Annotated in this window: 20 protein-coding genes; 7 read left to right on the top strand and 13 right to left on the bottom strand. The window is 67.9% G+C overall.

All coding sequences use genetic code 11. The features are described from left to right. Positions 1-91: 91 nt before the first annotated feature. The 3 genes from ruvB to ABFG95_RS19865 form a co-directional block, all read right to left on the bottom strand. Positions 92-1,165: a Holliday junction branch migration DNA helicase RuvB gene (gene ruvB, locus ABFG95_RS19875; protein WP_049071640.1), complete on the bottom strand. Its 1,074-nt coding sequence runs from the start codon at positions 1,163-1,165 to the stop codon at positions 92-94. Positions 1,166-1,261: 96 nt separating this feature from the next. Then, entirely contained in the window at positions 1,262-2,815 is a 1,554-nt protein-coding gene (locus ABFG95_RS19870) for an ATP-binding protein (protein WP_348994855.1), read from the bottom strand. Continuing rightward, a complete protein-coding gene (locus ABFG95_RS19865) occupies positions 2,815-3,516 on the bottom strand; it encodes a response regulator (protein WP_006388986.1) in 702 nt (233 codons plus the stop codon). Before ABFG95_RS19865 ends, ABFG95_RS19870 begins: the two co-directional genes overlap by 1 nt. 222 nt (positions 3,517-3,738) lie before the next feature. Here ABFG95_RS19865 and ABFG95_RS19860 point away from each other — a divergent pair, with 222 nt between their 5' ends. Together ABFG95_RS19860 and recQ are read left to right on the top strand one after the other, a co-directional pair. Next, positions 3,739-5,046: a fimbrial protein gene (locus ABFG95_RS19860; RefSeq protein ID WP_278990594.1), complete on the top strand. Its 1,308-nt coding sequence runs from the start codon at positions 3,739-3,741 to the stop codon at positions 5,044-5,046. Between the two features lie 94 nt (positions 5,047-5,140). Continuing rightward, on the top strand, positions 5,141-6,970 hold the full coding sequence (recQ, locus tag ABFG95_RS19855; RefSeq protein ID WP_175144753.1) for a DNA helicase RecQ: 1,830 nt from the start codon (positions 5,141-5,143) through the stop codon (positions 6,968-6,970). 102 nt (positions 6,971-7,072) lie between these two features. Here the strand turns inward: recQ and ABFG95_RS19850 are convergent, their stop codons facing one another. Together ABFG95_RS19850 and ABFG95_RS19845 are read right to left on the bottom strand one after the other, a co-directional pair. Then, positions 7,073-8,128, bottom strand: coding sequence for a cytochrome d ubiquinol oxidase subunit II (locus ABFG95_RS19850; RefSeq protein WP_278990595.1), 1,056 nt, complete (start codon positions 8,126-8,128; stop codon positions 7,073-7,075). Further along, entirely contained in the window at positions 8,125-9,468 is a 1,344-nt protein-coding gene (locus tag ABFG95_RS19845) for a cytochrome ubiquinol oxidase subunit I (RefSeq protein WP_059269408.1), read from the bottom strand. Before ABFG95_RS19845 ends, ABFG95_RS19850 begins: the two co-directional genes overlap by 4 nt. Positions 9,469-9,604: 136 nt before the next feature. On the opposite strand from ABFG95_RS19845, the gene ABFG95_RS19840 reads away from it, so the two are divergent. Then, complete coding sequence (locus tag ABFG95_RS19840; protein WP_049071630.1) at positions 9,605-11,371, top strand: glutamine--tRNA ligase/YqeY domain fusion protein; 1,767 nt, start codon at positions 9,605-9,607, stop codon at positions 11,369-11,371. A 270-nt stretch (positions 11,372-11,641) separates the two neighbouring features. On the opposite strand, the gene ABFG95_RS19835 is transcribed toward ABFG95_RS19840, so the two are convergent. From ABFG95_RS19835 to ABFG95_RS19825, 3 genes are read right to left on the bottom strand one after another with little or no spacing between them, the layout of a single operon-like run. Further along, positions 11,642-12,634, bottom strand: a complete 993-nt coding sequence (locus tag ABFG95_RS19835; RefSeq protein WP_080977322.1) for a tripartite tricarboxylate transporter substrate binding protein — start codon at positions 12,632-12,634, stop codon at positions 11,642-11,644. A 50-nt stretch (positions 12,635-12,684) separates the two neighbouring features. After that, positions 12,685-13,926, bottom strand: a complete 1,242-nt coding sequence (locus ABFG95_RS19830) for a CaiB/BaiF CoA-transferase family protein (protein WP_063583759.1) — start codon at positions 13,924-13,926, stop codon at positions 12,685-12,687. Beyond that, positions 13,923-14,849, bottom strand: coding sequence for a hydroxymethylglutaryl-CoA lyase (locus tag ABFG95_RS19825; protein ID WP_278990596.1), 927 nt, complete (start codon positions 14,847-14,849; stop codon positions 13,923-13,925). Before ABFG95_RS19825 ends, ABFG95_RS19830 begins: the two co-directional genes overlap by 4 nt. A 103-nt stretch (positions 14,850-14,952) precedes the next feature. Here ABFG95_RS19825 and ABFG95_RS19820 point away from each other — a divergent pair, with 103 nt between their 5' ends. The 4 genes from ABFG95_RS19820 to minE all read left to right on the top strand — a co-directional run bounded on the left by ABFG95_RS19820 (position 14,953) and on the right by minE (position 17,970). Further along, positions 14,953-15,684, top strand: coding sequence for an IclR family transcriptional regulator (locus ABFG95_RS19820; RefSeq protein WP_059269407.1), 732 nt, complete (start codon positions 14,953-14,955; stop codon positions 15,682-15,684). A gap of 90 nt (positions 15,685-15,774) precedes the next feature. Continuing rightward, positions 15,775-16,704, top strand: a complete 930-nt coding sequence (minC, locus tag ABFG95_RS19815) for a septum site-determining protein MinC (RefSeq protein ID WP_049071626.1) — start codon at positions 15,775-15,777, stop codon at positions 16,702-16,704. A 189-nt stretch (positions 16,705-16,893) separates the two neighbouring features. After that, positions 16,894-17,709: a septum site-determining protein MinD gene (gene minD, locus ABFG95_RS19810; RefSeq protein WP_049077490.1), complete on the top strand. Its 816-nt coding sequence runs from the start codon at positions 16,894-16,896 to the stop codon at positions 17,707-17,709. A gap of 3 nt (positions 17,710-17,712) precedes the next feature. Next, the gene (gene minE / locus ABFG95_RS19805; RefSeq protein ID WP_006388977.1) at positions 17,713-17,970 is read left to right on the top strand and encodes a cell division topological specificity factor MinE; all 258 of its coding nucleotides are present in this window, start codon (positions 17,713-17,715) and stop codon (positions 17,968-17,970) included. Positions 17,971-18,100: 130 nt separating this feature from the next. Here minE and ABFG95_RS19800 read toward each other — a convergent pair whose 3' ends face one another. The 5 genes from ABFG95_RS19800 to ettA form a co-directional block, all read right to left on the bottom strand. Next, on the bottom strand, positions 18,101-18,325 hold the full coding sequence (locus ABFG95_RS19800) for a glycine zipper 2TM domain-containing protein (RefSeq protein ID WP_049071625.1): 225 nt from the start codon (positions 18,323-18,325) through the stop codon (positions 18,101-18,103). Positions 18,326-18,515: 190 nt separating this feature from the next. Beyond that, positions 18,516-19,049, bottom strand: a complete 534-nt coding sequence (locus tag ABFG95_RS19795; protein WP_049071623.1) for an isochorismatase family protein — start codon at positions 19,047-19,049, stop codon at positions 18,516-18,518. Between the two features lie 67 nt (positions 19,050-19,116). Beyond that, positions 19,117-19,494, bottom strand: coding sequence for a type II toxin-antitoxin system VapC family toxin (locus tag ABFG95_RS19790; protein ID WP_049071622.1), 378 nt, complete (start codon positions 19,492-19,494; stop codon positions 19,117-19,119). After that, positions 19,481-19,678: a type II toxin-antitoxin system VapB family antitoxin gene (locus ABFG95_RS19785; RefSeq protein ID WP_341461525.1), complete on the bottom strand. Its 198-nt coding sequence runs from the start codon at positions 19,676-19,678 to the stop codon at positions 19,481-19,483. The genes ABFG95_RS19790 and ABFG95_RS19785 overlap by 14 nt, the downstream gene beginning before the upstream one ends. Positions 19,679-19,813: 135 nt before the next feature. Beyond that, the gene (ettA, locus tag ABFG95_RS19780; protein WP_006388972.1) at positions 19,814-21,487 is read right to left on the bottom strand and encodes an energy-dependent translational throttle protein EttA; all 1,674 of its coding nucleotides are present in this window, start codon (positions 21,485-21,487) and stop codon (positions 19,814-19,816) included. Positions 21,488-21,586: the final 99 nt, after the last annotated feature.

Genomic DNA, 21,586 nt, shown 5'->3' with positions numbered 1-21,586 from the left:
GTAAACGGTCCTTTGATTGCGAAGAGAATCGAAAGCAGAACCTACGGATCATAAACCCCGGGACGCCCCCTCCCCGGGATGCCCGACCGATTTACTTGCCGAACAGCTCGCCGCTGCCGCTGGCGGCGCCGGCGGGCGGCGTCAGGCCCAGATGGCGCCAGGTGGTCAGCGTGGCCGTGCGTCCGCGCGGCGTGCGCTGCAGGTAGCCATGCTGGATCAGGTAGGGTTCGATCACGTCCTCGATGGTGTCGCGTTCTTCGCCGATGGCCGCGGCCAGGCTGTCCACGCCCACCGGGCCGCCATCGAACTTGTGGATGATGGCTTCGAGCAGCTTGCGGTCCATCAGGTCCAGGCCCTGCGGGTCGACCTCGAGCATGGCCAGCGCGCGGCCGGCGACGTCGGCGTCGATGGTGCCGCCGGCCTTGACCTCGGCGTAATCGCGCACGCGCCGTAGCAGGCGGTTGGCGATACGCGGCGTGCCGCGGGCGCGGCGCGCCACCTCGGCGGCGCCATCGGAAGTAATGGTGGCGTTGAGCAGGCCCGCGCTGCGGGTGACGATGCGGCCGAGATCGTCGGCGTTGTAGAACTCCAGCCGCGAAACGATGCCGAAGCGGTCGCGCAGCGGGTTCGTCAGCATGCCGGCGCGGGTGGTGGCGCCAACCAGCGTGAACGGCTGCAGGTCGAGTTTGACGCTGCGGGCCGCCGGCCCTTCGCCAATCAGGATGTCGATCTGGAAATCCTCCAGCGCGGGGTAGAGAATTTCCTCGACCACGGGCGACAGGCGGTGGATCTCGTCGATGAACAGGACGTCGTTCTTTTCCAGGTTGGTCAGCAGCGCGGCCAGGTCGCCCGGGCGCTCGAGCACGGGGCCGGAGGTCTGGCGCAGCTGCACGCCCATTTCGTGCGCGATGATGTGGGCCAGCGTGGTCTTGCCCAACCCGGGCGGGCCGAACAGCAGCACGTGGTCCAGCGCCTCGCCGCGCTTGCGGGCGGCGGCGATGAAGATTTCGAGCTGTTCACGCGCGCGCTGCTGGCCGACGTATTCTTCCAGCGCCTTGGGCCGCAGGGCGCGTTCGATCGACTCCTCGTTGGGCGACGCCGGCTGGGGCGCCACGATACGGGGCGCGTCGGGACGGGAGGAAAGCGAATCGGACTGGATGGCCATGGTGCGGGAACGACAGGATACTGAGCGGGATGCTGCATCGTACCGTAACCGCCGGGCGCGGGGCCGGCGCCGGGCGCAAAACGGGCCCGGGCCGGATCAGGCGCCGTCCGCGACCGGCAGCTTGACCCGCACGCACAGCCCGCCCGATTCGGCCTGCAGCAATTCCAGCGAGCCGCCGTGGGCGCGGGCGATGGCCTCGGCCAGCGCCAGGCCCAGGCCGACGCTGCCGGTGCGGGTGCGGGCGTCATCCAGGCGGCTGAACGGCCGCAGCGCCTCCAGGCGGCGTTCCGGCACGATACCGGGGCCGTGGTCGGCCACATCCAGCACCGCGTGGCGGCCTTCGCGCCGCAGGCTGACGTCGACGGGCGGCGCGCCGTGGTTCAGGGCATTGCCGATCAGGTTGTCGAGCAGGCGGCCCAGGGCGACCGCGTCGCCCTGCACCACCAGCGTGTCGTCGCCGTCCGCGGTCTTGAGGTGAATGTCGGTGCCCGCGCCGCGCCAGGCATTGACGCGCTCGGTCAGCCAGTCGGGCAGCACCATCGACGCGTATCGGTAGGCCGCTGGATCGGTGCCGCGCACGAAACCGATGAACTGGTCGACCATGTGCTGCATGTCCTGCAGGTCGGTGCGCAGCCCTTCCTTCAGGGCCGAATCGTCGGCCAGTTCAATGCGCAGCCACATGCGCGACAGCGGCCCCTTCAGGTCGTGCGGCAGGCCCGACAGCAGCGTGCGCCGGACCGAATCGGATTCGGCCAACGCGTCCAGCATGGCGTTGAAGCGTTCGCCCAGCACGCGGGTTTCGTGCGGACCGGAGGGCTCGACCCGCTGCGGCTGGCCGGCGGCCAGGCGGTCGGCGGCGTCGGCGAGCCGCGTGATGGGCCGGGTGATGTGCCAGGAGAAGCCCACCGCCAGCAACAGCAACAGGCCCAGTCCGCCTAGCCAGGCGGCGATCAGCGGCGTGGCCACCGGGGGATCGAGGCGGTCCAGCGGGATCACCAGCCATTCGCGCAGGCGCGGCGCATCCTCGCTGGCCGGATTGGGCGCCAGCGAGATGAATATCTCGGGCGTGGGGCCGCGCGACAGCGCCACCCGGGTACCGTCGTTCAGGCGTTCGTTGAGTTGCTGCACCAGGCCACGCAGGTCGCGGCGGATGTCGTCGGGCTCGGGCTTGTAGCGGCGCACGCGCTCCTCGTGCTCGCGCTGGCGCTCTCGTTCGGCCTGCGCGTCGTCCATGTCGCGTTCGCCGCTGCGCATCTCGGGCGGCAGGGGCGGCCCCTGGATCTGCGAACTGGGCGGCGGTGGAGGCGGAGGCGGCGGATGCTGCATGTTGCGCGGCGGCGGCCGGCGGCCATTGAAGCGTTGCAGCTTGGCTTCGGCCGGCAGCACCCGCGACCACAGGCGCCATTGGTTCTGCGAAGCCGCCCGCACGAAATCGGCGCGATCCTCGGCCGGCACCTGCGACACAGCGGCGCGCAGGGTGCGGATGGTGGTGGTGATGTAGCCGATGGCCACGTCTTCCATGAACTTGTGGCGGAAGTACGAGACCGTCACGAGCGTGGCCGCCTGCGTCAGCAGCACCGACCCGAGAATCAGCAGGATGAGCCGCGCCCGCAGCGAACGCGGAACCAGGAAACCGGCGGAAAGGCGCATCAGGGCGAGAACCGGTAGCCGATGCCCCAGACGGTCTGGATCCAGCGGGGTTGCTTGGGATCGTCCTCGATGACGCGGCGCAGGCGCAGGATGGCGATGTCGATGGCGCGGTCGTTGCGTTCGCCGGCGTCGTCGTCGCGCGCCAGCGCCAGCAGGCGTTCGCGCGACAGCGGCTTGCCGGCGTTGCGCACCAGGGCTTCGAGCAGGTTGATTTCGCCGCCGGTGAGCTTGACCACCGTGCCGTCGCGCGACAGCTGACGCGTGGAGGGATCGAACAGGAACGGCCCGAACGCGACCGGGGCGTCCTTGGTCAAGGCCGACGGGCCACGCTTGCGCCGCAGCACGGCCTCGATGCGGGCCAGCAGCTCGCGCGGATCGAAAGGCTTGCCGACGTAATCGTCGGCGCCGGCCTCCAGGCCGATGATGCGGTCGACGGCCTCGTCGCGGGCGGTCAGCAGGATGACGGGAATGTCTTCGCCCTGTTCGCGCAGGCGGCGACAGGCATCGGCGCCGTCGCCGCCGGGCAGCATGCGATCCAGCACCAGCAGGTCGGGGGCGTAGCGGGTGATGCGTGACGGCAGGTCGCTGGCATCCGGCGCCAGCAGCGTGTCGTAGCCGTGGCGGTTCAGGTAGTCGGCCAGCAACTGGCGCAAGGCCGGGTCGTCGTCGACGACCAGCAGCTTGGTGTGGTGATTGTCCATGGTTGCCATAGTGGAGCCGTCCGCCGCTGGCGGCAAGAGCCGGGAAATCATCTGAAATATACCTGTTGCACGATGTTTGCCGGCGATGCTGGCCCGTTGCCGCCGACATCGCCGCCAGCCGGGACTGGCCCTAAAATACCGGACATTGCCCCGCATACGCTGGTCCGGTTTACTAAAAATCGTTTACAGCTGGGGCAACGTCCCCTTTCTACACTGTTGGTTATGGTCGCCCCTGCATCCTGGCGCAGGCGGCTGCTGCACACGGCGTTGACGGCTGGCCTGGCCAGCCCGTTGATCCCCGTGTCCGGCGCGCCCGCCGCCCCCTCGTCTCCCCCGCCGGCCCCGGCCTATGTGGCGCGCGGCATCGGCGTGCTGTCGCCGGTGCAGCCGGTGCCGGTGCGGCCAGCGCCGTCGATGGCGTCGCGGGCCGTGCCGCTGGACCCGTCGCCCTGCGACCTGCAGACCAGCGAGCCGGCCATGGACACCAGCGTGGCCGGGGGCAACGCCGATGCCGACGTCATACCGGGGACGGGCTCAACCCTGTCCGGCGACGCCGCCGCCAGCCCCCTGGGCTGTGAGCCCCCACAGACGGCCGCGGCGCCGGCCGATACCCCCGACTACTCGTTCGACCTGGAAAGCGGGGACGTACCACGGGTGCCCGTGGTCGTGATCTCCGGCGTATCGCGGCCGAGCCGCCCCTGGTTCGCCTCGGTCAGCGGCCAGGACGGCCTGCGCTACGGCGGCGACCGCAACTGGGTCTACCGCAACACCACCGGCCCCTCGTTTTCGGTGGGCAACATCAACGCCAATGCGCCCACCTGGGGCAGCAGCGCGCCGGTCGGCGGGCTGCAGATCTCCAATCTGCCGAGCACCACGGCGCCGCTGGCAGAGGGCAGCTTCGGCTATTCCTCGTCGCTGGGGCGACTCAACCGCATGGATCCATCGGCCACCTCCGGGGCGGTCGACTATGGCGCTTCGGTCGGCAACAGCACCGTGCGCTACGGGCTGACGCCGGTGCTGACGCTGGAAGGCCAGATGCAGAGCGCACCGTCGCTGACCACGCGCGGCATGGGCACCACCTATGCCGCCGGCGACTACGGCACCTTCCAGGCCGGCGCCACCCAGAGCTCGTTCGATGCCGCCAGCGCCTGGCGCTACCGCTTCGGCTACAGCGTGGACGTGGCCGACGCGGTCAACCTGGGCTACACCAACGAACAGATCGGCGCCGGCTTTGGCGACCTGTCGACCTATTCCGGCGGCGTGGCCGCGGCGCCGCAGACCCGCAACACCCTGACCGCCGGGGTGCCGATCACCGGCTGGGGCACGCTCAGCGGCACCTATTCGGGCCTGCACGAAGGCTCGGCGCTGGCCGAGCAGCGGGTCGGCCTGAGCCACAGCATGTTCGTGGCGCCCAAGGTCAAGCTGGCGGTGGGCGCCGACCGCGACATCATTTCGGGCAATTACGAGTGGCGCGCCAACCTCAGCATGCCGGTGGACACCTTCATGCGCGGCACCTGGCTGAGCTGGTGACGCGGCCGGGCCGGTGGACGAAAATGCCCCCCCGCGCCCGGGCCGCCAAATTTGCGGCTTAAAATCCCCGCCATGATGCTCACGGCCTACCCCCATGTCTGACACGCGCGCCCTCGGAGTCCTGCAGCGCGTTTTCGGTTACGAATCCTTCCGCGGCGACCAGCAAGCCATCGTCCAGCAAGTCATCGACGGCGGCGACGCGCTGGTCCTGATGCCCACGGGCGGCGGCAAGTCGCTCTGCTACCAGATCCCGTCCCTGGTGCGCGAAGGCACCGGCATCGTCGTCTCGCCCCTGATCGCGCTGATGCAGGACCAGGTCGACGCGCTGACCGAACTGGGCGTGCGCGCCGCGTTCCTGAATTCGACCCAGGAATGGCGCGTGGCCCGCGACGTCGAACAGGCTTTCCTGGCCGGCGAGCTGGACCTGCTGTACGTGGCGCCCGAACGCCTGCTGACCGACCGCTGCCTGCAACTGCTGGAACGCGGCAACATCGCCCTGTTCGCCATCGACGAGGCCCACTGCGTGTCGCAATGGGGCCACGATTTCCGGCCGGAGTACCTGGGCCTGTCGATGCTGCACGAGCGCTGGCCGGACGTGCCGCGCATCGCGCTCACCGCCACCGCCACCGCCGAGACCCGCACCGAGATCGCCCAGCGCCTGTCGCTGACCGACGCGCACCACTTCGTCTCCAGCTTCGACCGTCCCAACATCCGCTACCGCATCGTCGAGAAGAACGAGGTGCGCAAGCAGTTGCTGGACATGATCCGCACCGAGCACGAGGGCGAGTCCGGCGTGGTCTACGCCCTGTCGCGGGCGCGGGTCGAGGAGACCGCCGAATTCCTCTGCAACCAGGGCATCGACGCCATGCCCTATCACGCCGGGCTCAGCCCCCAGGTGCGCGCCGCCAACCAGGCGCGCTTCCTGCGCGAGGACGGCGTGGTCATGGTCGCCACCATCGCCTTCGGCATGGGCATCGACAAGCCCGACGTGCGCTTCGTGGCGCACATCGACCTGCCCAAGTCGGTCGAGGGCTACTACCAGGAAACCGGCCGCGCCGGCCGCGACGGCCTGCCCGCCACCGCCTGGCTGGCCTACGGCCTGCAGGACGTGGTGCAGCAGCGCCGCATGATCGACGAGTCCCCCGGCGACGACGCCTACCGCCGCCGCCTTGGCCAGCAACTGGACGCCATGCTGGGCCTGTGCGAAACCGTGGAATGCCGCCGCGTGCGGCTGCTGGCGTACTTCGGCCAGCACATCACGGCCTGCGGCAACTGCGACGTCTGCCTCGACCCGCCGCAGGCCTGGGACGGCACGGTGGCGGCGCAGAAGGTGCTGTCCGCCGTGTACCGGCTGTGGAAGGAACGCGGCCAGCGCTACGGCGCCGGCCACATCATTGACATCCTGCGCGGCAAGGTCACCGACCGCACCAAGCAGCACGGCCACGAAACGCTCAGCGTGTTCGGCGTGGGCGAAGACCTCAGTGATACCGCCTGGCGCGGCGTGCTGCGCCAGTTGCTGGCGCAGGGCCTGCTGACCGTCGACAACGAAGGCTACGGCACGCTGGCCCTGACCGAAGGCAGCCGCGCGGTGCTCAAGGGCGAGCGCCAACTGATGCTGCGGCGCGAATCCGAGAAGAAAGCCCGCTCCGGCAAGACCAGCGGCAGCCGCGCCAAGGCCGCCGCGATCGACCTGCCCGCCGAACTGCAACCGGTGTTCGAGGCGCTGCGCGCCTGGCGCGGCGAAGTGGCCAAGAGCCACGGCGTGCCGGCCTACGTCATCTTCCACGACGCCACGCTGCGCGAGATTGCGCTGGCCCAGCCCGACTCGATGGACGCGCTCAGCCACATCAGCGGCGTCGGCGCGCGCAAGCTGGAAGCCTACGGCGAGGAAATCCTGCAGCGGGTGGCGCGGCCGGTGCTGTAAGGCCGGGCTTGGCGCGGCATCCCCGGGAGCCGGGGCGGCCGAAGACGGCGGCGCGGCACGGCGGATGGCATGGCCATCCGCCGGCGCCTCACCCCCGCGGCATCAAGGCGACGGCGGCGGCAACAGCGGCACGGGCGCGCGCTCCTTGCCGAACACCGAGCGATAGGCCAGGATGTTGAAAACCAGCACCACCGGGATTCCCACCACCGCGCCGGCCATCACCAGGCGCATCGAGCCCAGCGCGCCGGCGCCGTCCCACAGCGTCATGTCGTCCAGGATCAGGTAGGGGAACAGGCTGTAGGCCAGGCCGCTCAGCATCAGCAGGAACAGCGCCACGCACAGCACGAACGGCAGCCAGCTGAAGCGGTCGGCGCGGCCCGGCAGGCGCGCCAGCAGCATTTCGGCGGCGACGAAGCCCGCCAGCATCATCACCCACACCGTGGCCGCCAGGCTCAAGTGGGCGATGTTGCTCCATTTGTAGAAGATGCCGGCGTTGGCCAGGCCCAGCGTGACGGCGATGGCGACCATCCCCACCGCGGTCCAGCGAATGGCGTGGCGCGCCCAGTTGGCGGCGCGGCGCTGCAGGTCGCCGTCGACCCGCATCACCAGCCAGGACGCGCCCAGCAGCACATAGGCCGCCACCGCGCACAAGCCGACGAACAACGCGAACCAGCCATAGCCCGCGTCGGATTGGTAGCCGGTGGCGATGCGGCCTAGCAGCATGCCCTGGCCGAACGCGGTCATCAGCGAGCCGGCCCAGAAGGCGAAGATCCAGCGCGGCTTGGACTCGTTGCGGGCGCGGATGCGGAACTCGAAGGACACGCTGCGCAGCACCACGCCCAGCACCATGAAGGTGAGCGGTCCATACAATTTGCCCAGCACCGCGCCCCAGGCGAACGGGAAGGCCGAGGCAAACAGGCCCATGCCCAGCAGCAGCCAGAACTCATTGGCGTCGCGCCAGGGGCTCAACAGGCTCATCATGCGCCCACGCTCCTGCTCGGGCGCCAGCTGCAACAGGATGCCCACGCCCAGGTCGAAGCCGTCCAGCACCACGCCCGCCGCGATGACGACGAACAGCAGGCCCATGAACGCCAGCGGCATCCAGAAGGATGGATCATCGGGGCTCAGGCCCTGCGAGGCGGCGAGCATGGCGATCATGATGCGCCTCCGCCAAGTTTGCGCACCGGCACCACGCCATACCGGGCCGCGTGGAACAGCATGCCGGCAAACGCCGCCAGCAGCAGCGCGTAGAGCAGGCCATAGCCGATCAGGCCATACAGCACGGTGCTGGCCGACATGGTGCCCAATACCTCGGTCTGGGTGACGGTGCCATTGACGACGAAGGGCTGCAGGCCGATCACCGAGAACCACCAGCCGGCCACCACGGCGATGCCGCCCGAGAACATCATGCCGCAGAGCACGCGCTGCCACCATTGCGGCAGCACCGAGACATCCATGCCACGGCGCCAGGTCCAGAGAAAGGTGACCCAGGACACGGCCAGCATCAACAGGCCCAGCCCGGCCGCGACCCGCAGCGACCAGAAGGTCAGCGCCACCGGCGGCAACATGCCGGAATACTTGTCCAGGCCCTGGTAGGTGCCGTCGTCATTGCGGTGCAGCCACCTGCCGCCGGCGTTGTTCCAGGTCCAGTCGGCCACATTGGCGTGGTTGCGAGCGTCCGGCCAGCCGAACAGCACCAGGCGCGGCTCGCTGCCGCTTTCCCAGTAGCCTGCTGCGGCGGCGGCCTTGGCGGGCTGGTACTTGGCGACCACCTGGCCGGCGCCGGTGGCCACCGGCAACTGCAGCACGGCGGCCAGCGCCGCGATCACCAGGCCGGTCTTGAAGGTGGCGCGTTCGCCGTCGCCGAGCGGGCGGCGCAGGGATTGCAGCGCGGTCACGCCCATCATCAGGAAGGCCGCGGCCAGGGCCGCCCCTACCACCACCACGGCCATGCGCCAGCCGACGGACGGGTTGAACACCACCGCGGTCCAGTCGTAGACCTGGTAGCGGCCATCGACCAGCACGGCGCCGTCCGGCGTCTGCATCCACGATTGCAGCGCCAGCACCCAGAACAGCGCCACCAGCTGCCCCACGGCCACCATCAGCACCGCCAGGGTGTGGGCGCCGTCGGACACGCGGCGCTGGCCGAACAGCATGACGCCCAGGAAACACGACTTGAGGATGAAGACCGACAGGATGCCGTAGCCCAGCAACGGGCCGGCGACGTTGCCGATCTTGTCCATCAGGCCGGCCCACAGGCTGCCCAGCTGGATCAGCACCGGCACGCAGGCGGCCAGGGTGAGCACGAAAGACAGGGCGAAGATGCGCACCCAGAAACGGTAGGCGGCGGTCCAGCCGCTCCGCCCCGACAGGCGGGCGCGGATCTTGAAGAACAGCAGGACCCAGGCGAGCGCCAGGGCCACGGCGAGGAACAGCGCCAGGAAGCTCAGGCTGGCCACGAATTGCGCGCGGGCCAGGGAAAGGGTCGAGATATCCATGATGGCCCGTAGTGTAGAGCCAGTTACACGACAATGGGGGCCAGTTTGAAACCGCTTGCAGCGGGCCAAAAATGGCTTGTCCCGGGAACGTGGCAAAATTGACGCTTTGTCGCTGCTTTTTCCTATTCTTTCAAGAATGACCTCCGCCACGACGCCGACCCCCGCCGCATCCAATTTCCTGCTCAACATCGTCGAAGACGACCTGCAAGCCAACCGCTTCCAGGGCAAGCGTTGGGCGGGCAAGCCTGGGCCGGCCTCCGTGCAGCAGCAGGGCGAACCCGATCCGGCGAAGATCCGCACCCGTTTTCCGCCGGAGCCGAACGGCTATCTGCACATCGGCCACGCCAAGAGCATCTGCGTGAACTTCGGCCTGGCCCGCGACTTCGGCGGCGTCTGTCACCTGCGCTTTGACGACACCAACCCCGAAAAGGAAGACCAGGAATACGTCGACGCCATCATCGAGGCGGTGCACTGGCTGGGCTTTGACTGGAAGGCCGACGGCCGCGACAACCTGTATTTCGCCAGCGACTACTTTGGCTATATGTACGAGTTCGCCGAGGCGCTGGTCGAGGCCGGCCACGCCTATGTGGACGAGCAGAGCCCCGACGAGATCCGGGCCAACCGCGGCACCCTGACAGAACCCGGCGTCGACTCGCCCTGGCGCAACCGCCCGGCCGCCGAGTCGATCGCGCTGCTGCGCGAGATGCGCGACGGCAAGCATCCGGACGGCAGCCTGGTGCTGCGCGCCAAGATCAACATGGCGTCGCCCAACATCAACCTGCGCGACCCGGTCATGTACCGCGTGCGTCACGCCACTCACCACCGCACGGGCAACCAGTGGTGCATCTACCCGATGTACAGCTGGGCGCATCCGGTGGAGGATGCGCTGGAAGGCATCACCCACAGCGTCTGCACGCTGGAGTTCGAGGACCAGCGCCCGTTCTATGACTGGATCCTGGAACGCCTGGCCGAACTGGGCAAGCTGGCCCGGCCGCTGCCGCACCAATATGAGTTCTCCCGCCTGAACCTGAGCTACGTGGTCACCAGCAAGCGCAAGCTGCTGCAGCTGGTGCGCGAAGGCCACGTGGACGGCTGGGACGATCCGCGCATGCCGACCATTTTCGGCCTGCGCCGCCGCGGCTACACGCCGGCTTCGATCCGCCTGTTCTGCGACCGCACGGCGGTGTCGAAGTCGGATTCGCGCATCGACTACAGCCTGCTGGAGCAGGCCGTGCGCGACGACCTGGACCCGATCGCGCCGCGCTCGGTGGCGGTGCTGGACCCGCTCAAGCTGGTCATCACCAACTATCCGGAAGGCCAGACCGAGATCTGCACGGCGCCGCGCAATCCGCACGATCCGGAAGCCGGCGTGCGCGAATTCCCGCTGTCGCGCGAGCTGTGGATCGAGCGTGACGATTTCCGCGAGGAAGCGCCCAAGAAATACTTCCGCCTGTTCCCGGGCAACCTGGTGCGTTTGAAGTATGGCTATGTGGTGCGCTGCACGGGCTTCACCAAGAACGAGGCCGGCGAAGTGGTCGAGGTGCAGGCCGAGTACCTGCCGGAGACGCGCAGCGGCACGCCGGGCGCGGACAGCGTCAAGGTCAAGGGCAATATCACCTGGGTGAGCGCGGCGCATGCGGTGCCAGCGCAGATCCACCTGTACGACCGCCTGTTCGCGGATCCGCGGCCGGATGGCGGCGACAAGGATTTCCTGGCCTGCCTGAATCCGAATTCGAAGGAGACGGTGACGGCGTGGCTGGAGCCGGGCACGGTGGCGACGCCGGGGGCGACGTGGCAGTTCGAGCGGCTGGGGTATTTCACGGCTGACTTGAAGGAGTCGACGGCGGAGAAGCCTGTGCTGAATCGGGTGGTGACGTTGCGGGATTCTTGGGCGCAGGGGTGAGCGGGATTTGCCTTTTTGCGTTGTGCATTGAAAAAAGCGCCTTCGGGCGCTTTTTTTTATGGCCCGCGAGGTTGTGGGCTTCGTAGGCCGCGCCTCGCGCGGTGGGCCGGGCTGGATACAGGGGTTCCGGAGAGGGTTGCGGGGCCCGCCAAAATCGGCCGCGCGGGCGGCCGGTTTTGGCATACGTGGGATCTGGCGTCGGGGTGATGGGCGCTGCGCGGAGGGAGGCGTGGTGGTTGCTTGGGGGCGGGGACGCCCCCCCGCCCTCTTTCAGTCCAGTTTGATGTTGGCGGCCTTTACTACGTCGGCCCACTTGGCGGTTTCGCTTTTCATGTAGGCCTCGAAGTCGGCGGGGGTGCCACCCAGGGGTTGGCTGCCTTCGTCTTCCAGGCGCTTGATGACGGCGGGTTCCTTGAGGACGGCCTGCATGCGGGCGTTGAGTTGGTTGACCATGTCGGCGGACATGCCGGCGGGGCCGACCAGGCCGGTCCAGGCGGAGGCCTCGAAGCCGGGGTAGCCGGATTCGGCCACGGTGGGGACGTCGGGCAAGGCGGCCAGGCGGGCGTTGGAGGTGACGGCCAGGGCGCGCAGCTTGTTGGCGGCGAGCAGGGGGAAGGCGGTCTGCGGGGTGATGAAGTAGAGGTCGGTCTGGCCGCCGACCAGGTCGGTGACGGCGGGCCCGGCGCCCTTGTAGGGGACGTGCAGGAACTCGACGCCGGCGCGGCGCGCGAGCATGACGCCGGACATGTGGCCGATGGTGCCGTTGCCGGCGGAGGCCAGGCGCAGCGAGGCGGCGGGTTTTTTCCTGGCGTCGTCGACGAGGTCGGCCAGGGTCTTGTAGGGCGAATCGGCGCGCACCACCAGGACCACCGGCTGGGCGGCGACGAGGCCGACCAGGGTGAAGTCCTTCTTCGGGTCGAAGGGCATCTTCGGATACAGCGCGGGGTTGATCGCGAGGTTGGCGGCCTGGCCCATGCCGACGGTGTAGCCGTCGGGCTGGGCGCGGGCCACGTAGTCCATGCCGATGTTGCCGGTGGCGCCGGGCTTGTTCTGCACCACCAGGTTCCAGCCGGTGGCCACGCCCAGGCGCTCGGCCAGCAGGCGGCTGACGACGTCGGTGCCGCCGCCCGGCGGCATCGGCACGACCAGGTTGATGGGACGTTCGGGATAGGCGGCGATGGCGGGCGCGGCGCCGGCCAGGGTGGCGACGGCGATCGCGGCCGCGGCCAGGCGGCGCGGCATGAGGCGCGAAAGAACTTGCATGAGGTTGTCTCCAGATGGAATGCGTAGCGGAACGGCCGGGGCCGGCCGAGTCAGTTCACGGGCCCGACGACGCCCGCTTCGGTCAGGGCCGCGATCTGCGTCGCGCTCAGCCCCAGGGTTTCCAGCAATTGGGCGCCATGCGCGCCCAATGCCGGGGGATCGATACGCACGCCGGGGCGGCGGCCGCCCAGCGTGATGGGCAGCAGCGGCACCTTGGCATGCGCGTTGGCCGCGCCGCTGCCCGCACCGTCTTGCGGCAGGGCGATGTCGGCCAGGCCGCCGGTGGCGGCCAGGTGCGGATCGTCGAACAGGTCCTGCGGCTTGGCGATGGGCGCGTAAGGCAGGCCGTGCGCCTCGAAGCGGGCGGCGATGGCGGCGGCCGGCTCGGACGCCAGGCGTTCGCGCAGGATCGGCATCAGCCAGGCGCGGGCCTCGACACGGTCGTTGTTGCCCGCCAGGCGAGCGTCGGCGGCCAGGTCGGCGAAGCCGAAGGCGTCGCAGAACAGCTTCCACTGGGTGTCGGACACCACGGCCAGGAAGATCTGTTCGCTGTCCTTGACGGTGAAGACGTCGTACACCGCCCACGCCGAGATGCGGCTGGGCATGGGCGCGGCCGGTTTGCCGGTGACGGCGTACTGCATCATGTGGTGGCCGACCAGGAACACGTTGTTCTCGAACAGCGCGCTCTGCACTTCCTGGCCGCGGCCGGTGCGCTGGCGTTCGAGCAGCGCGGCCATGGCGCCCATGGCGCCGAACATGCCGCCCATGATGTCGTTGACGGCCGCGCCCGCCCGCAGGGGCCGCCCTTCCGGGCCGGTCATGTAGGCCAGGCCGCCCATCATCTGCACCACTTCGTCGAGCGCGGTGCGGTGCTGGTAGGGGCCGGGCAGGAAGCCCTTGTGCGAGACATAGATCAGGCGCTCGTTCAGCCTGGACAGCGTGGCGTAGTCCAGCCCCAGCCGGGCCATGGTGCCGGCCTTGAAGTTCTCGCTGACGATGTCGGCGGTGGCGATCAGCTTGAGCACCAGTTCGATGCCACGCGGATCCTGCAGATTGACCGGCAGGCTCTTCTTGTTGCGGTTGAACATGGTGAAGAAACCCGCGCCCGAGCCTTTCAGGCGGCGCGTGTTGTCGCCCTGCACCGGCTCGATCTTGATGACCTCGGCCCCCAGGTCGGCCAGCATCATGCCGCAGGTGGGACCCATCACCATGTGGGTGAATTCGACCACCCGCACGCCTGTCAGCGGCAGCGCCGGTTCGTCGCTGGCTGGATGTGCGTCATGCGTGCTCATGCGGCCTCCCGGGCGTAGGTGAATCCTTTCGGCAGGCCCGCGTCGGGCACGTGACCGTACAACGGTTCGTCCGGCAGCCCGTCGCGCAGCGCGGCGCGGGCCGCCATCAGCGCGTCGACGTCGATGCCGGTATCCAGGCCCATCGACTCCAGCAGGAACACCAGGTCCTCGGTGACGATGTTGCCGGTGGCGCCGGGCGCGTAGGGGCAGCCGCCCAGGCCGCCCTGGCTGGCATCGAAGGTGTCGACGCCGACCTCCAGCGCCGCCACCACGTTGGCCAGCCCCTGGCCGCGGGTGTTGTGGAAATGGGCGCCGCCGGCGCGCCCGCCCAGCTCGGCGCGCAGCGCCTTGAACAAGCGGCGCACCTGCGCCGGATTGGCGTAGCCGGTGGTGTCCGATAGCCCGACCTCGTCAACGCCCAACTGCGCCATGGCCACCGCCATGCGCAGCGTGTCGGCTTCCGGCACCTGGCCGGCCAGGGTGCAGCCGAAGGCGGTGGACAGCCCCGCCTCCAGCGTCACGCCAGGAAAGCGGGCATTGCGCAGCGCCACCACCGCCGCGACTTCGTCACGCATCTGCGCGTGGGTCTTGCGCACGTTGGCCAGGGAGTGGGCCTCGCTCACCGACACCGGCAGCGTGACCTTGGCCGCGCCGGCCTCGAAGGCGGCCTGCGCGCCGCGCAGGTTGGGGGCCAGCGCCGCGACGTGCAGGCCGGGCAGTTCGCGCGCGGCCGCCACCACGTCGGCGGCATCGGCCATCTGCGGCAGCAGCTTGGGCGGCACGAACGAGCAGACCTCGATTTCGCGCAGGCCGGCCGCCGCCAGCGCGCCGATCCAGCGCAGCTTGGCGGGCGTGGGCATGACGGTGGCGATGCTCTGCAACCCATCCCGGGGGCCGACCTCGCTGACTAGAATCTGGGGCATTGACTTTCTCCTTGTAGTTCTATAAGATAGAACGTCGTTCTATAAATTATTCCCCATCCGGATTCCGGGTGTCAACCCTGCCTGCCCGAAAGGCCGCTTCGCCATGCCCAGAAAAGCCAGCCAGCCCTCCCTCGCCGACCAGCACGCCGCGCCCGGCGGCGCCGCCGCGGTCGATCGCGCGCTGTCGGTGCTGTCCGCCTTTCGCGCGGGCGACGCCTCGCTGTCGCTGGCGGAACTGGCCGAGCGCACCCAGCTCTACAAGAGCACCGTGCTGCGCCTGCTGGCCTCGCTGGAACATGGCCGCCTGGTGCAGCGCACGGCGGATGGCCAATACGCACTGGGCGCGGAGATCGCGCGGCTGCACGCCGTGTATGCGGCGTCGTTCTCGCTGGAAGGGGTGGTGATGCCGGTGCTGCGGGAACTGACCCGCGTGACCCGCGAAAGCGCCGCGTTCCACGTGCGCCAGGGCGACCATCGCCTGTGCCTGTACCGGGTGGATTCGCCGCAGCCGGTGCGCGACCACATCAAGGCCGGCGACCTGCTGCCGCTGGAACGGGGCGCGGGCGGACGCGTGCTGATGGCCTTCGCCGGCGCGGCCGGCGAGCCGTACGAGACCATCCGCCATAGCGGCGTGGTGGTGCTGGAGGGCGATCGCATGCCCGAGCTGTCCGGCATCTCGGCGCCGGTCTTCAATGAAACGGGCGCCCTGGCCGGCGCCGTCACGCTGACCATGCCGACGCCTCGGCTGCAACGCGAGCATGCGGCGCTGGTGGTGGCCGCCGCCGCCGAAGCCACCCGCAACCTGGGGGGTTTTTACCCTTGGCCGAACGATTGAACGGGGCCTGGGCGGGTTATCATGCCCGACAATCCGCAGCCGGTTGCGCGCGCCCCTTCCAGGCGCCCCGAACCGCCAGCCCCAATCAAGATGAACACTGAATCCCTAGCCCTGGACTTCAAGAGCGCCACCCTGTATGCGATCCGGGTGGTCCTGCACAGTGCCGACCCCGCACGCCTGAACGCCGCGCTGGCCAAGCGCATGGCCGACGCCGGCAGCTTCTTCGAGAACGAACCCGTGGTGATCGACGCCAGCCGCGTCGAGGACGCCATTGACTGGCCCGCGCTGGTCGCTGCCCTGCGCGGGCACAACCTGCCCCCCATCGGCGTGGTCGCCGAAGGCGCCAACCTGGCCGCGGCCCGCGCCGCCGGCCTGACGCCGGTGGAGCTGTCGACGCCCGCGGCCCGTCCCGCGCAGGTGATCGACACGGCGCCGCCCAACGACGTTGCCACGCCGGTGCCGTCGGTGCCGGCCGCCGCCGTCGAGATCGCGCCCGCCCCCACAGCCGCCGCCGAAGCGCCGGCCGGCAAGGCAACGGAAGGGGCATCGGAAAAGGCAACCGAAAAGACGGCCGATAAATCCGCGGACAAGACTGCCGGCAAACCCGCCGCCGAGCCGCTGCCCGAGCGCGCCGCCGCCAGCACCACGTCGGCGCCGAGCCCGACGCCGGCCGCGCCGCAATCGTCCTCGGCATTGGTCATCACCAAGCCGCTGCGATCCGGCCAGCGGGTCTACGCGCGCCACACCGACCTGGTCGTGATCGGCATGGTCAGCCAGGGCGCCGAGGTCATCGCCGACGGCAACGTGCACGTGTACGGTCCGTTGCGCGGCAAGGCCATGGCCGGCGCGCGCGGCGACACGTCGGCGCGCATCTTCACCACCCACCTGGACGCGGAGCTGCTGGCCGTGGCCGGCGTGTACCGCGTAGTCGAAGACAAGCTCGACCGCTCGCTGCACAACCAGCCCGCGCTGGTGCGGCTGGATGGCGACACCCTGCGCATCGAGGCCCTGAAAGCCTGAGATGCCCTGCCCCGGATCCAGGCCGGCCGGACGGGCGCGAGACCGCGCCAACGCGGAAGGGTCCTGCAACGCAATACTCTGTCAGTCCCGAACGGGCCGTGCCCCGTTCAACACATTCTGTAAGAAGCCTTACACGGGCTTTTTGCTTTACGATAACGCGATTTATTCGAACATAAGGGTTTGATCGTCATGACACGCATTGTTGTGGTGACTTCCGGCAAAGGCGGCGTGGGCAAAACCACGACGAGCGCCAGTTTTTCCGCGGGCCTCGCGATGCGGGGCCACAAGACCGCTGTCATCGACTTCGACGTCGGCCTGCGCAACCTCGACCTCATCATGGGTTGCGAGCGCCGCGTGGTGTATGACTTCGTCAATGTGATCCAGGGCGAAGCCACGCTCAACCAGGCGCTGATCAAGGACAAGCAGCTTGAAAACCTGTTCATCCTGCCCGCCTCGCAGACGCGCGACAAGGATGCGCTGACGCAGGAAGGCGTGGAAAAGGTCATCAACGACCTGAAGGAAATGGGCTTCGACTACATCGTCTGCGACTCGCCCGCCGGCATCGAGACGGGCGCGCTCATGGCGGCCTACTTCGCCGACGACGCGCTGGTCGTGACCAACCCCGAAGTCTCGTCGGTGCGCGACTCCGACCGCATCCTGGGCATCCTGGCGGCCAAGTCCAAGCGCGCCGTCGAGGGCGACGAGCCGGTCAAGGAATTCCTGCTGCTGACGCGCTACAACCCCAAGCGCGTGGTCGACGGCGAAATGCTGTCGCTGGGCGACATCGAGGACATCCTGCGCATCAAGCTGATCGGGGTCATCCCCGAGTCCGAAGCCGTGCTGCAGGCCTCGAACCAGGGCCTGCCCGCCATCCACCTGAAAGATACCGACGTCTCCGAGGCCTACAAGGACGTCGTGGCCCGCTACCTGGGCGAAGACAAGGCCCTGCGCTTTACCGACTACGAAAAGCCGGGTTTCCTGAAACGCCTGTTCGGAGGCAAGTAAGCAATGTCCTTCCTGTCGTTTCTGCTTGGTCAAAAGAAAACCTCCGCATCCGTCGCCAAGGAACGGTTGCAGATCATCCTGGCCCACGAGCGGGGCCGTGGCGATTCGCCCGACTACCTGCCGCAGTTGCAGCAGGAATTGATCGCGGTGATCTCCAAGTACGTCAAGATCAACCCCGAGGACATCAAGGTGCACCTGGAACGCCAGGACACCCTCGAAGTGCTCGAGGTCAAGATCGAGATGCCGCAAAGCGAGACCTGATGCGTTCCGCGCGCCGCTGGCCGGCGCCGGATCCGCATGCGATGCGCGCAAAAAAACGCCCGGCAATGCCGGGCGTTTTTGCGTTCGGCGCGGTACGCCAGCGTGCGCTGGCGCCCGCCCGGTCCAGGGCTCAGTGCTTGCCCACCTGATCGCCGATGACACCGCCGATGGCCGCGCCCCCCACCGTGCCAAGAATGCCGCCGTTGGTGATGACCGCGCCCGCCACACCGCCGAGCGCCGCACCGCCCACCGTGCTTTTCTGACGATGGCTCATGCTGTCCCACGACGAGCAACCCGCCATGGTGGCGGCCATGGCGACAGCGACACAGATTTTGGAAAGAGATGCGATTTTCATGATGAGGCTCCTATTCTTGTACCCGGGGCCGCTCCTGGGTCCAGACGCGAGCGCACGACACCCCTTATGGGTTTAGAACCTTCAGGATCGCAAAATATCCCGCGCGGTGGTGTGAGGTTTGCCCAGGAATTGTGTCAAACGGCGAGGGAATCTTTGCGACTCCCCGGGACAATGTTGCAGCCAGGTCCGGCTATTTGACCAGACGTAACACGTCGCGGAAACGGGCGTGCTCGCAAGTTTCCATCCACTCGAAAATGGCCATTTCCGTGGTGACGATCTCGGCCCCGTGGGCGCGCGCGCGGCGCAGCGCGGCATGGTGGTCGGACGATTTGCGCGAACCGGCCGCATCGGCCACCAGCACCGCCTTGTAACCCAGCTCAATCAAACCGATAACGGTCTGCAACACGCAGATGTGGGCCTCGCAGCCAGTCACCAGCACAGTCTTGCGCGCCGCCGGCAGCCAGGCGTCGAAGCCGCGTTCGCGCGCGGCCGAAAAGTGCATCTTCTGGAAAGTGGATTGCACCCATTCGGCGAGCGGCGCCACGGTGACGCCCAGCATCTTGCTGTGGTGCTCGGTGGCGACCACGGGTACGTCGAGCAGCCGCGCCGCCTGCGCCAACTTGGCGTTGGCCGCCACCACCGCGTCGCCGTCGTGGATCACGGGCATCAGGCGGCCCTGCATGTCGACGATGAGCAGCGTGGAATCGGAGGCTTGCAGCAGCATGGGAGGTCTCCTGGGGTTGAAGGCGGTATCGACGATACGGTATGACCATCACGCCAAACCGCTTCATTCAATGATATCTCGGCGGATCAACCGCCAGGCTCAAGGTGTTGGCGAGTGCCCGCAGCCGTTTGTCCCGGGTCCATAGCGCAGCGCCAGGTGTCAGTCGCGTGGACGCCAACAAGTGTAAATCCACATAGCCGATGCCCTTTCCAAACAATTTCTCGCTTTGAAGAAAGTGCATGACTTCGTCATGACTCGCACGCACGACTTGAGGCAATAGCGACATCGCGCCCAATACGACATCACGTCGGCCCAACGAACCCAGCGCCAATTCACCCGCGATGAACGGGTGCATCAATACACTTTCTTCCTCCAGCAAGCGCACCAGATATGGCTCGCCGTCGGATAAATGGTCTATCCAGATGGAAGTGTCAACCAGGATCATTGCAGGTTTCCGTCTGCCGCCGCGGGATAGGCTTCAACTTGGGCGAACTACCACCAAGCTTGGCCAACCGCTTCGCGGCCTCTTTCTGCACGAGCTGGGTCAACGCTCGCGTTACGAGCGCCGATGTCTCCTGGACGCCGGTATAGGTACGGGCCAATTCGAGCAGGTCGTCATCGAGCGTCACAGTCGTACGCACACTGGCCTCCTTGCAATGATTGGAGCAAAAATTCGCATCAAATGATGAACTTTTTGATTCTATCACCCGAAAAAAATCCCGGCGCGCAATGGCCGGGATTTTCGGACCGCCTGACAGGCCGGCTTACTTCAGCGCCTTGTAGCGCAGGCGCTTGGGCTTGGCGCCCTCTTCGCCCAGGCGGCGCTTCTTGTCGGCTTCGTACTCCTGGTAGTTGCCGTCGAAGAACACCACTTGCGAATCGCCCTCGAAAGCCAGGATGTGCGTGGCGATACGGTCCAGGAACCAGCGGTCGTGGCTGATGACCATGACGCTGCCGGGGAACTCCAGCAGCGCGTCTTCCAGCGCGCGCAGCGTTTCGACGTCGAGGTCGTTGGACGGTTCGTCCAGCAGCAGCACGTTGCCGCCGGCGATCAGCGTCTTGGCCATGTGCAGGCGGCCGCGTTCACCGCCCGACAGCTGGCCGACCACCTTGTTCTGGTCGCCGCCCTTGAAGTTGAAGCGGCCCAGGTAGGCGCGCGAGGACATCTCGAACTTGCCCACGGTGATCAGGTCGGCGCCGTCGGCGACCGCGTCGAACACGGTCTTCTTGTCTTCGAGCGCGTCGCGCGACTGGTCGACGTAGGCCAGCTTGACGGTCTGGCCGATCTTCACTTCGCCCGAATCCGGTTGCTCGCGGCCCGCGATCATGCGGAACAGCGTCGATTTACCGGCGCCGTTGGCGCCGATGATGCCGACGATGGCGCCAGCCGGAATCTTGAAGCTGAGGTTGTCGATCAGCAGGCGGTCGCCGTAGGCCTTGCTGACGTTGTTGAACTCGATGACCTCGTTGCCCAGGCGCTCACCCACCGGAATGAAGATTTCCTGGGTCTCGTTGCGCTTCTGGTATTCGTAGGACGACAGTTCCTCGAAGCGGGCCAGGCGCGCCTTGGCCTTGGCCTGGCGGCCCTTCGGGTTCTGGCGCACCCACTCCAGTTCCTTCTTGATGGTCTTCTGGCGGGCCGATTCGGAAGCCTCTTCCTGCTTGAGGCGGTCTTCCTTCTGCTCCAGCCACGAGCTGTAGTTGCCCTTCCAGGGGATGCCGTAGCCGCGGTCCAGTTCGAGGATCCATTCGGCGGCGTTGTCCAGGAAGTAGCGATCGTGGGTCACGCCCACGACGGTGCCCGGGAACTTGTGCAGGAACTGTTCCAGCCACTCGACGCTTTCGGCATCCAGGTGGTTGGTGGGTTCGTCCAGCAGCAGCATGTCGGGCTTGGACAGCAGCAGGCGGCACAGCGCCACGCGGCGCTTTTCACCGCCCGACAGGTTGCCGACGATGGCATCCCAGGGCGGCAGGCGCAGCGCGTCGGCGGCGATTTCCATCTGGTGTTCGATGTCGTCGGCGCCGCTGGAGGCGGCGGCCGCGATGATGGCTTCCAGCTCGGCCTGCTCGGCGGCCAGCGCGTCGAAGTCGGCATCGGGCTCGGCGTAGGCCGCGTAGACCTCGTCCAGGCGCTTCTTGGCGGTGACCACCGCGCCCAGGCCTTCCTCAACCGCCTGGCGCACCGTGTGCTCGGGGTTGAGCTGCGGCTCCTGCGGCAGGTAGCCGATGTTCAGGCCCGGCATGGGGATGGCTTCGCCTTCGATCTCGCGATCCACGCCCGCCATGATCTTCAGCAGCGTCGACTTGCCCGAGCCGTTCAGGCCCAGCACGCCGATCTTGGCGCCAGGAAAAAACGAAAGCGAGATGTCACGCAGGATCTGCCGCTTGGGCGGCACGATCTTGCCGACGCGGTTCATGGTGTAGACGTATTGGGCCATGGGCTCGTATAGGGAAAGAAAGCTGATGAATCGCTGATTGTAGGCCGGAACCCGGACAGGCGCGCGGGCGGGGTCCGCGCGCGGGTGGCAAGGCTATAT

The sequence above is a fragment of the Achromobacter sp. HNDS-1 genome (genome assembly GCF_040084795.1).
Taxonomy (GTDB): domain Bacteria; phylum Pseudomonadota; class Gammaproteobacteria; order Burkholderiales; family Burkholderiaceae_B; genus Achromobacter; species Achromobacter ruhlandii.
This window is presented reverse-complemented; position numbering and strand designations above follow the sequence as displayed.

Coding starts and splice junctions, on each gene's coding strand:
- ABFG95_RS19835 (WP_080977322.1), bottom strand. CDS start 12,634: ATGCAAGTTCTTTCGCGCCTCATGCCGCGCCGCCTGGCCGCGGCCGCG.
- ABFG95_RS19860 (WP_278990594.1), top strand. CDS start 3,739: ATGGTCGCCCCTGCATCCTGGCGCAGGCGGCTGCTGCACACGGCGTTG.
- ruvB (WP_049071640.1), bottom strand. CDS start 1,165: ATGGCCATCCAGTCCGATTCGCTTTCCTCCCGTCCCGACGCGCCCCGT.
- minE (WP_006388977.1), top strand. CDS start 17,713: ATGTCCTTCCTGTCGTTTCTGCTTGGTCAAAAGAAAACCTCCGCATCC.
- ettA (WP_006388972.1), bottom strand. CDS start 21,487: ATGGCCCAATACGTCTACACCATGAACCGCGTCGGCAAGATCGTGCCG.
- ABFG95_RS19850 (WP_278990595.1), bottom strand. CDS start 8,128: ATGATCGCCATGCTCGCCGCCTCGCAGGGCCTGAGCCCCGATGATCCA.
- ABFG95_RS19825 (WP_278990596.1), bottom strand. CDS start 14,849: ATGCCCCAGATTCTAGTCAGCGAGGTCGGCCCCCGGGATGGGTTGCAG.
- ABFG95_RS19865 (WP_006388986.1), bottom strand. CDS start 3,516: ATGGACAATCACCACACCAAGCTGCTGGTCGTCGACGACGACCCGGCC.
- ABFG95_RS19790 (WP_049071622.1), bottom strand. CDS start 19,494: ATGATCCTGGTTGACACTTCCATCTGGATAGACCATTTATCCGACGGC.
- ABFG95_RS19840 (WP_049071630.1), top strand. CDS start 9,605: ATGACCTCCGCCACGACGCCGACCCCCGCCGCATCCAATTTCCTGCTC.
- ABFG95_RS19870 (WP_348994855.1), bottom strand. CDS start 2,815: ATGCGCCTTTCCGCCGGTTTCCTGGTTCCGCGTTCGCTGCGGGCGCGG.
- minC (WP_049071626.1), top strand. CDS start 15,775: ATGAACACTGAATCCCTAGCCCTGGACTTCAAGAGCGCCACCCTGTAT.
- minD (WP_049077490.1), top strand. CDS start 16,894: ATGACACGCATTGTTGTGGTGACTTCCGGCAAAGGCGGCGTGGGCAAA.
- ABFG95_RS19845 (WP_059269408.1), bottom strand. CDS start 9,468: ATGGATATCTCGACCCTTTCCCTGGCCCGCGCGCAATTCGTGGCCAGC.
- ABFG95_RS19830 (WP_063583759.1), bottom strand. CDS start 13,926: ATGAGCACGCATGACGCACATCCAGCCAGCGACGAACCGGCGCTGCCG.
- recQ (WP_175144753.1), top strand. CDS start 5,141: ATGTCTGACACGCGCGCCCTCGGAGTCCTGCAGCGCGTTTTCGGTTAC.
- ABFG95_RS19800 (WP_049071625.1), bottom strand. CDS start 18,325: ATGAAAATCGCATCTCTTTCCAAAATCTGTGTCGCTGTCGCCATGGCC.
- ABFG95_RS19795 (WP_049071623.1), bottom strand. CDS start 19,049: ATGCTGCTGCAAGCCTCCGATTCCACGCTGCTCATCGTCGACATGCAG.
- ABFG95_RS19820 (WP_059269407.1), top strand. CDS start 14,953: ATGCCCAGAAAAGCCAGCCAGCCCTCCCTCGCCGACCAGCACGCCGCG.